Below are 9,446 nucleotides of genomic sequence, written 5' to 3'. Positions count from 1 at the left end.
CTCAATGTCGGCGCATTGGCACGCGCCGTATCATCCTCGCCGAGCACGAGCTCCTTGCGATAGGCCGCTTCGACCCGTTGGTTGAAAAATTCAATTCCGGGCAGGCGGATGCCAATAAGCGCGAGAACGCCGGTGCCCAGGATCGACCAGATGACCGCGGCGAACACCAGCGGATAGGAAATCGAGCCGAACAGAGGCAGCTCGGTGACGTTACTGGACAACCTCACCAGAACCGGCAGGAAGGCCACCAGTGTCAGCACCGCGCTGATGAGATTGACGCCTAGACCTTCCATGGTGCTGGCAAAGCGCATGGTGTCTTCCTGAATCCGCTGGGAGGCGCCTTCGATCGTGCGCAGCCGCGGCCAGTTGGCGACATAAAAATCGTTCATCGCCGTGCGCCAGCGGAAGATGTAGTGGCTGACGAAGAATCGCGTCATCACGCCGACCACGACGGCCACGAGCGCTATGCCGGCAAAGGTCGACAACTCGCTGTAGAACTGCTCGACCGTGACCGGCGCCGACTTCGAAAGCGCAGCCTGGATCATGTCATAGAACGGTCCATACCAGCTGTTGATCGCGACCGAGACCTGGACCTGAAAGTAAGAGGTGAACAGGATCAACGCCGAACCAAGAATGGACCACGTCGCCCAGGGATGCGGGGCAAATAACATCCATGCCGCCGCGAACGCCGTAACGGTCAGCGCAAAATAGAGATCAAACCACAGCGCCGAGGCCGACCAGAACGTCGCAAGCCCGACCGGCTTCTCCGGGGCTGGAAAGAGATTGCCGGCAAATACATACCAAAACGCCATCGCCAACGCCGTCCAAAGAATTGACGACGCAAAGAACAACTTTGGTCGAGGGAAGAATGAAACGAACATGCTCGCCGTCCTTTATCGACTTAGAACTTCAGCTCAGAAGATGAACTCGCCGCGGTTTCGCTAACTGTTCCTGACTTCCGGTCACCCGCCAGTCGCGTCGCACGCGCGATGCCTGAAAGGCCCCGGTCTAGCCGGGGCCTTCGATTCACCAGTCCGACTTCAGATCAATATTTGAGCAGAATCGGGCCGCCGAACTTATAGTTGAGCCGCGCAGTCACAAGATCGAAATCCTGGCGGATGCGGTCGCCGCCCAGCGAACCAGCAGCCACGACAAAGTTCACGTCGGCATCCCGCATGAACAAGTGGTCGTACTCGACGCTTACCGACCAGTTCGGCGCGAAACCGACTTCGATCCCGGCGCCCACAGTAGCACCCCAAGGGCTGCTATCAGCGCCCGCGAACTGCGCGCCCGTGACTGCGGAGTTGACTAGATACGTGTTGCTCGCCACTGCGACGCCGCCCTTGGCGTAAAACAGTACGGTGTCGAGCGCATAACCGATCTGCCCAGTCATCGTACCGAACGCACCAATCTTGCTCTGGTCGACATCGCCGAACGCAATGCTGACGTTGGATCCGCTCAGATCAGCCCAGTTCCCCTGACCTTCAACGCCCAGCACGATCTGGCCGATCTGCCATCGATAGCCGATCTGCCCGCCGACGGTAATGCCGGTCGCATCATGACAGCCCTCAGGGGTGCGACCATTGTAGTCCCAGCAATTCGAGCTTGAGCCCAAGCCGCCGTTCACACCGACGTAGAGGCCGCTCCAGTCGTAAATTGCAGCCGCGACAGGCGGCGGAGCTTTGGAGTAGAGAGGTTGGACGGGCTGCGCAGCCAGGTCTGCACCGGATGCGGACGCAATTGCGCCAAGCGCCACAATGCTCACAGTCGTAAGCAAGAAGTTCTTCATTTCTACTCTCATGTCTTGAGTGCCCCGAGCCTCATGCGTCTTAACAACGTGCGCGCGAATTGCTGTAGCTGCGTCACAACATTCGTGCCGAAAGAAATGCGTGAACCGGACGCTGCGTTAGGTTCTGCGTTGCAGATCATTCCCAAGTGTCCCCTTACGGAGGCCACCATGGGCGGAGCGCCACATCGGCATGCGTTTCTTGGAATCCCGGGCCCACCTTGATATCCCGCATTCCAAGTTCGGCGGAGACATCGAGCAGTTTGCTGACGGAATTTGTCGGATTCCATTCGCTTCTCGTCAGTCCTGTACCAATCGAGCAGAAATTCAATCTTCAGATATTTGATGCCATTGTCTTGAAGAATGCGTCTCATTTCCGCAAAACCAATCTTGCTTTGCGCGACCATCGTGTCTTCGTAGTGAAGACCGAACCCGTTGAACCCCGCGCGCGCTGCCCCTTCGACCCTGCCTTTGAATTGGAATGGAGTGACCTCAGCAGGCCCCCAGCGGGTAAACGTGCCCCGAAAGCGCGAAATACGAGATCAGAAGCTCTACGTCATTAGCCACGGCACTATCCTCGCGCGTTCAAGCGGTGAAGTAAGGTATGGCAGCCCACAGGCCACCGGTTGCCATTCTGATATCATGGCACTCGCTGACATAAAGTGGGCGCCCCACGAAACAGTTTTGCCTATTGGAGGCCCGGACCAACTTCGAAAATGGCCGCGCGGCCCTTCATTCGATTGGCGGCGCATCCGGCGCAATGTGGTTGTCGGCACGGCACGCGGCATGAAGAGCGCTAGCCGATGCGCGGTCTCGAACGTAAGCGGCATTTCCGCGACGATATCCATCCTCTTTGAGCGACGGTGAATGACGATCGCTCGATCGTGCTGATCCGCATTCCAGAAAACAACATAAAGATTGTACCTTCTAATGAATCCGACAAACGTGCCTTTGATGTTTTCAGACCCAAGGACGAGGCCGCCGGCCGCCTTCGATTGGGCCGGCTCCTGGACCGTCTTGACCATCTCGTCGAAAATGATCGCGCTCGGTTCCGCCCTCTTCCATGATTTTTTATCCGGAGTGGCAAGAGCACCGAGCGTTGGCGCGCAGCCCGGAAACCATCCGCCTCGCTGCCGTCAGCCAGATGGAGCATGGGGCAATGGAGACGGTGCCGCCATTTGAGAAGAGCCGCGAAATGCGATCGCGCAAGTTCGCCACGGCAGCGCCGCCGGGATAGCCGCGCCAGTCGCCAATCGGCCCGTCATCCTTGACGTGGGTTTCGCTGTGGTCGCTGTGACCAAAGCGGCCGACGAAGTCCGATTTATTTTCGTTCTTCGCCGGCTTCTGATTCATTCGGCTGGACTGTGCAATTGAGCCGCCCCGGGTTTGCCGCAGCCCATTTGCTTTAACTTACGCCGCCATGATGACTTGATTTCGGTGGAGCGCTGCAAGGCAAACGCGTGAATGAGGCGGCAGATTTATCTATGCCCTTCCATAGCGAGCCGCAGCGACTTCGGGATGCGCTGCGCCTTTCCAGCTGAGATAAACGCTACCCGTACACGTGCTGTGACCAGGAGATCGTCGCCACGCCTGCATTCCTGCAGCAAGGCAATCGACGCGCCCCTCACCTCTTGCGGGACTGTGACGACGTCAAGAATGTCATCCAAGACCGCCGGTTTTAGAAAATCGATCGTCATCGAGCGCACAACGAAGGCAACACCGGGCGCATCGTTCTTGGCTTCTTTGAGTAATGCTTGCTGATTCGTTCCGAGCAGGCGCAAGTAGTTCGTTCTGCCGCGTTCCATGAAGCGCAAGAAATTTGCGTGATAAACAATCTGGCCGGAGTCGGTATCTTCGAAATAGACCCGGATCTGCATATGATGGCGGCCGTCGCGAATTTCGCCATCAAGAGAGGCTCTCACGGTGTGGTCCCCTTGCTGCCCTTTTGGGACCCATTGTCTCGCACAAAGGCGCGTTCCAGAGCAAGCGCCGAGGGGCTTTGGCTTTGTTCGCGCAGTCGGAGCTCCGGCGCACCGCCGCGTGGGTGCTGCGCGTGCCCTCAACAGATCAACAACTTAGTAGCTCGGCCTGATCTTCGGGGTGATGACGAACTGCCCTTTTGGCCTGCGATTTGCCTGCCGGTGTGGCGCTGGCACGTCAGTGTTGGATACTAGGGAGGTCCGCTTGGATACTAGAGAGGTCCGCCAGAACTTAGCGGTATTCACGATGGCTGCTGGAGCTCGGGTCGATCAAGAAGCTACTTGTAAGAGGATTGGCGGATGCGAAACAATCGACGATCACACGGACTGTGGGTGCTGACTGCGCCACCAGCGCCACAAACTGCTCCACTTACTGATGAAATTGCAGCGGATATCGTCGTGATTGGCGGTGGATATACCGGGCTGTCGGCGGCCCTTCATCTAGCTGAAGGTGGAGCGCGTGTTGCGCTTTTGGAGGCGTCTGAAATAGGATTCGGCGGGTCCGGGCGGAACGTCGGACTCGTGAATGCGGGCATGTGGCTCATGCCTGAGTCGCTTCCGGCCGCGCTCCGCGCGCCTTTTGGAGAACGGTTACTTGAACAGCTCGGCCGCGGACCGCAGACGGTATTCGAGCTCATCGAAAAGCACCACATCGAATGTGAAGTCGAACGTGCCGGCACCTTGCATTGTGCGGTCGGACGTAAGGGCTTGGAGGAGGTTGAGGCCCGTGCCGAACAGTGGCAGAAGCGTGGAGCGCCCGTCCTGGTGCTAAATGCGGAGGCAACACGCAGCAAAGTAGGCGGTGGCGACTACACCGGCGCGCTGCTCGATAAGCGCGCCGGCACCATACAGCCATTGGCTTATGTGCGAGGGTTAGCGCGGGCCGCGCTTGCGATGGGAGCCAGGATATTTACGCATAGTGAGGCCGTCATGGCGCAACAGAATGGTTTCCGCTGGAGAGTCGGCACCGAAAGCGGATCTGTAGAGGCCGACTGGGTGGTCGTCGCGACGGACGCTTATAGCAAGGGACTTTGGTCTGAGGTACGGCAGGAACAGATTCAACTGCCCTATTTCAACTTTGGCACGCCATGTCTGCCCGATGATCTGAGAAAGTCGATCCTGCCTGAGCGGCAGGGTGTGTGGGACACTCGAGAAGTCCTCTCTTCGTTTCGTCTCGATCGCTCCGGGCGACTCGTGTTTGGCAGTGTTGGTGCGCTTGAGGGGATTGGGCGATCTATTCACCGCGCTTGGGCCCAAAGATCGTTGCACAAGCTTTTTCCAGGACTTCGGGGCGTCCAGTTTGAAACCGGCTGGTTTGGCATGATTGGAATGACCTCCGACAACTTGCCCCGGCTTCACAAGCTGGACCGCCAAGTCATCGGTTTCAGTGGCTATAACGGCCGCGGAATCGCACCAGGCACTGTGTTTGGCAGTGTTTTGGCTTCGTATGTATTGGGGCAGATCGCGGAGAACGACCTGCCGTTGCCGGTCACCGCCGTTGAAGCCCAGCGCTTTCGTGCAGCGCAGGAGGCGTTTTATACGGCGGGCTCCCAGCTTGTTCACCTGATGGATTCCTGGTTCTGATCACCCCAGCAACCCGGTTGGCTTCACAAGCTGCCCTCGCTCGAAGCATGCCGGTCCTCGTGATGTTGTTATGATGTGTTCAAGGGCGCCGTCATGGAACTTGGCATACCTCGGGTAGACGATCGGATGAACGACGAGCTTGCGACGGGTGACGTTCATGACTCGAGCTGTCGGTTCTCCGCCGAATGCCAGTCCGCACCGTGGAGGCGGATCATCTCCCCGACGGATCGCTCGATGAAGACGCGCTCAACGCAAAAGCCGGCAGTGACCGAAGCCGCACTTTAAAAGGGTTTCTCGATATCGCGAGACACCAGCGCGAAGGCCCACTCCAAACTGGAAGCGCTCATGAGTCGCCGTCACGGCGGTCGAAAGGGAAGCGCCAGCCTGTGAGGCGAGTTCTGCGTCATTTCGTTTCGCTGAACCCGTCTGGAAACTCCCTTATGATGGACAGGGCAACTTCGCCTCCCTGCTTTATCCCGGCATCGTAGTGCTAGATGCCAGCGCGGCTTTCTGTTGGGGTGTCATAATTAATCCATGCGCCGAGCGCGTGCGGTGCGCGGCGAAATCTCTTCCGAATAATGAGGTTGTCCACAGGAAGCTGTGAATAGCCGGCGTAAGGTTCCGCTATTTGCGGTTGCACGCCGGGAAACGTGTTCCACTGCTCGTAACGAATCGGGGAGAACCGCCAGCTTGCGACTGGCGGCCCCGATTGCCCGCGCAACGCTGCGGACTGCGGGCCAAACGCTGATGTTAGCAGCAACAGCATTACGTTCGGTAAGCCCCGAGAGGTCAAGTCCGGCTTTACTCTAGTGACAGAAGTCGAATGGCTACCTATAAGAACGCCAACTACCTACCGCAATCTAACAGCGACTGTTTCGATCAGGATCAGGGGCCGGGAGTCGCGGCTCCCTTTGCCGCTCTCTACCGATGCACGGGCTGTCATCGCGAAATCGGAATTGCAGCAGGCCACACATTGCCTCCGCAAAGCAATCATGCGCATACGTCAGCACAAGCACCATTCGATGGCGTCTGATCGTATGGGCAGATCACAATCCGAAGTGAGCGACCGACAACAGCGGAAGTCCGGTTCAGCCGGGCTTCTACACTCTTGTTTGGAGATGCCCATTCAGGCGAGAGTACTTGAGAATGAGCTAGAAGTATTTCGCGGCCGGGTCTTCAGCATCTTCCACTTCCGGCATCATTACTTTCGATGCATCGGACAGCGAGCCGCCAATGGAATTCAGCATCATTCTGAGAAGATTCAGAGCTTTCGCAAACGTCTTCGCCTCCGATTTGCCGCGCAACCAGCCCACTTGCCATTGCCACTAGCGTCCGGTGGCTCCGGGTTGAACCATCGAAGGTCATCAGACAGCGTTCGCCGCGCCTCGCGCTCGTGCGGTTTGCCTAAGCATTTCGGCGGTTCGCCTAACGGACCCAAGCCGTTTGGCTCTTTGCGGCCCGAAAATCGTTTTGGATTCTTGCGAGTGCGGCCGGTCGCCCGGGCTTTGCTGAGAGGAACGCATGCGCGTGCCATTGAAATTCATTCCTTTATATAAATTGGCTATGGGGACTCCATTTGCAGCTGTGCGCGTGAACGACCCGGTCGGTGTTTGGGTTGGCCGTTCTGTGCCTTTCGAGATGCCCTACCCATGTGGAACCACGCGAGCGCGACAAAGATTGCAATCAGGTGCATGCTCCGAACAAACATCTTCTCGGAAGCAACGGCAATACGGGCAACGGCGATGAATGAAGTTACGATGCTCAACGCGGAGTTAGATCGCTGCAAGGCTGAGCTGAGGGACCTTAACGCGAAGATGAGCTCAATTTCCTGCACGCAGCCGGTGGACATGACCGCAGTCGAGGACGTGGCGAGGCGAATTCGCCAAATTGCCGAACGGGTCGAAGTCTTGACGCGCACCATCCTCCACGGTCCACAAGCCGGAACACAATAAGGCTGCCAGGAGCGCTGCCGGGCGGCCAGTTACAAAGTTAACCCGGCAGGGAGATGCCCAGGTTAGATCATATTTCTAAGCCTTGCGTGTTCTTGCAGCAGCTCAACTTCTTCTGTCTGAGCCCCTGTTGCTTTCGTCAACTGTCGGCCACCTAGTCTTGCGAAGCGATTCGCGATCACCGTAGGTCGCAGGAACGTGCGCTTTTGGATGACGTAACGTGCGCGACACGCGATGCAGGTTCTGCGCTGCTACGGTCGAAAATGTCTTAAGCGGGCAGATATTCTGGCGGGAATTGTGCGAGGGCTTTAGCCTCTTCGCCCTGCCCGTGCGTTGGATGTAACCGTTGACATAAGTGCGATGCCAAGGGCCGCGTCCCCAAGCCGGATGATGAGCGGACCTGAGGCGCATTCAGCGAAGCTCGAGTCTGCCAAGGACCGCGAGTGCTCGCCACGAAAGATCGCTTCGCGGTCCTCAAATCGCGTGTTGCTCAGGCAGTCGCCTGCTGAAGCCCGACTTCCCCATGCCAACCGGAGCGTCTTCAGCGCAAAGGCCCCGTCTCCATGGAGCGCCGCCCGCGAACACTTGCGAATGGCGCCTCCTTCATACTCAACATTTCGCGTTGTCGTGTTCAGCCGTATCCGGCTGAAGACGTTAATGTCGGAGACCAGACACTAACGCGCGAGTATTCCGTCGCCTGAGCCGAAGAACATGGTTTTGCCCTCTTCAAGCGGGGCTCGCAAATGGCTTTGGTGGCACGTGGATTGCTGGGACACCGAAAAGAGCCCGTACGATCATGACGGCCTCGCAGTCGCCGGCCCAGGAGTCCAAATGAAACTTGCTCGATTGATCGCGGGCGTCAATCATCTCCATTCTCGCCAGCATTTCATCTCATCTAGTGTGTCGATGCCCATGCCGTAGTAGTTCGGTGCTACTATACGTGGCGAACGACGGTGGCACCCGCACGGAATCTATGCTTAAGGTCAGATCATGAAACCGGTTCTCGTCTTCGATTGGAATGGAACGTTGCTCGATGATGCATACGCACTGCTCGAAACCACCAATGCAATTCTAGATCGCTTTGGTCGTACAACGATCGACATGAAGACGCTTCGGGAACATTGCGACGTTCCGCTGTCTCTTCTTTATCGCAGCCTCGGACTATCGCGAGACGAGCTTGCGACGGTGGATCGCGATGGGAGTGCAATGTTTCACGACGCCTATGAGGCTCTTGCGGGCAGAGCCGATCTACGCGAGGGCGCGCGCAGAGTCTTGGAGTTGGCGCGCCGAGAAGGGGCTTCGTCCATCATCGTGAGCAACCATATAGTCGACCCTCTGCGCTACCAATTGAGAAGACTTGGAATCAATGACTGCATCGACGATGTGCTCGCGTTCGAAAGCCGCGACACGCAATACAAATCGACAAGCAAAGGAGAGCGACTTCGTCTATACATGCAGAAGAACAACTTGAAACCAGCGTCAACTTTCATCATCGGCGATATGCCGATCGAAACGGATATTGCACGGAATCTCGGACTGATAAGTATAGCCATTACCGGGGGATTTGTTTCCGAGGCGCGCCTGCAAGCGGCGCATCCAGACTACACGATTAACAACCTTCATGAGCTGTTGCCAATCTTACGAAGCTACGGTTTTTTTGGAATGCACAAATCATGATCGGCGAAGATCACCGCACAGCGTCTGTAAAACCTTGATCATGTCGTCCATGTTGAACGAGCTTATCTCGGCGATTCGAACTCCGCCTTCGACATCGCACGCGTCGCATGGCTCAACTCAGTCGCGAGTCCAGCATCTGCAATACCGAACCCGTAATCCGGTACCTGCCGCACTCGCGGCATTCCAGGCGCCTGTAGTCGTCACCGGTGGACTGCTCGAGGCTTGACGATGCCAGATCGAACAATAACCCATCTCGCACCCACACATTGCCGCTCTTACGACCTCAGCGATCCCAGATAGTCGAGCGTGTTGGCAAGCGTCACATTGTAGAATCGGAGAGCAACTTCACCCCGTGCGTCGAACGCTGGCTCTGACGCATATTCGATGATCGTGTTTGTTTTTATGGCGCGCCAATCAGCCTAGCCTGAAGGAGATCGAGCTTAGCGCGCCCGTACATCTGCCGCTTGACCA

General features: G+C 57.3%; 8 protein-coding genes. 3 read left to right on the top strand and 5 right to left on the bottom strand.

What is annotated here, in order from left to right; all coding sequences use genetic code 11:
- Positions 1–881: SbmA/BacA-like family transporter (locus tag AC0L3U_RS37980; RefSeq protein ID WP_473285031.1), on the bottom strand; the 881-nt coding region annotated here is incomplete at its 3' end.
- 164 nt (positions 882–1,045) lie between these two features.
- Positions 1,046–1,789 carry an outer membrane protein gene (locus tag AC0L3U_RS37975; protein WP_035993548.1) on the bottom strand — a complete coding sequence of 248 codons (744 nt, stop codon included), beginning with the start codon at positions 1,787–1,789 and terminating at the stop codon, positions 1,046–1,048.
- Between the two features lie 860 nt (positions 1,790–2,649).
- On the opposite strand from AC0L3U_RS37975, the gene AC0L3U_RS37970 reads away from it, so the two are divergent.
- Positions 2,650–2,853, top strand: a complete 204-nt coding sequence (locus tag AC0L3U_RS37970; RefSeq protein WP_219683517.1) for a hypothetical protein — start codon at positions 2,650–2,652, stop codon at positions 2,851–2,853.
- A gap of 4 nt (positions 2,854–2,857) precedes the next feature.
- Here the strand turns inward: AC0L3U_RS37970 and AC0L3U_RS37965 are convergent, their stop codons facing one another.
- Both AC0L3U_RS37965 and ybgC read right to left on the bottom strand, forming a co-directional pair.
- Positions 2,858–3,139, bottom strand: a complete 282-nt coding sequence (locus AC0L3U_RS37965) for a hypothetical protein (protein WP_007596414.1) — start codon at positions 3,137–3,139, stop codon at positions 2,858–2,860.
- A gap of 125 nt (positions 3,140–3,264) precedes the next feature.
- Complete coding sequence (gene ybgC, locus AC0L3U_RS37960; RefSeq protein ID WP_007596415.1) at positions 3,265–3,708, bottom strand: tol-pal system-associated acyl-CoA thioesterase; 444 nt, start codon at positions 3,706–3,708, stop codon at positions 3,265–3,267.
- Positions 3,709–4,065: 357 nt separating this feature from the next.
- On the opposite strand from ybgC, the gene AC0L3U_RS37955 reads away from it, so the two are divergent.
- Entirely contained in the window at positions 4,066–5,349 is a 1,284-nt protein-coding gene (locus AC0L3U_RS37955) for an NAD(P)/FAD-dependent oxidoreductase (RefSeq protein ID WP_007596417.1), read from the top strand.
- 1,151 nt (positions 5,350–6,500) lie between these two features.
- Here AC0L3U_RS37955 and AC0L3U_RS37950 read toward each other — a convergent pair.
- Positions 6,501–6,662: a hypothetical protein gene (locus AC0L3U_RS37950; protein ID WP_157158605.1), complete on the bottom strand. Its 162-nt coding sequence runs from the start codon at positions 6,660–6,662 to the stop codon at positions 6,501–6,503.
- Positions 6,663–8,288: 1,626 nt separating this feature from the next.
- Here AC0L3U_RS37950 and AC0L3U_RS37945 point away from each other — a divergent pair.
- Positions 8,289–8,975: an HAD family hydrolase gene (locus tag AC0L3U_RS37945; protein ID WP_007596419.1), complete on the top strand. Its 687-nt coding sequence runs from the start codon at positions 8,289–8,291 to the stop codon at positions 8,973–8,975.
- The last annotated feature ends 471 nt before the right edge of the window (positions 8,976–9,446 follow it).

It is taken from the genome of Bradyrhizobium sp. Kon69, from assembly GCF_055807515.1.
Note: the sequence above shows the minus strand (reverse complement) of the source record. Positions and strands in the feature narration are given on the sequence as shown.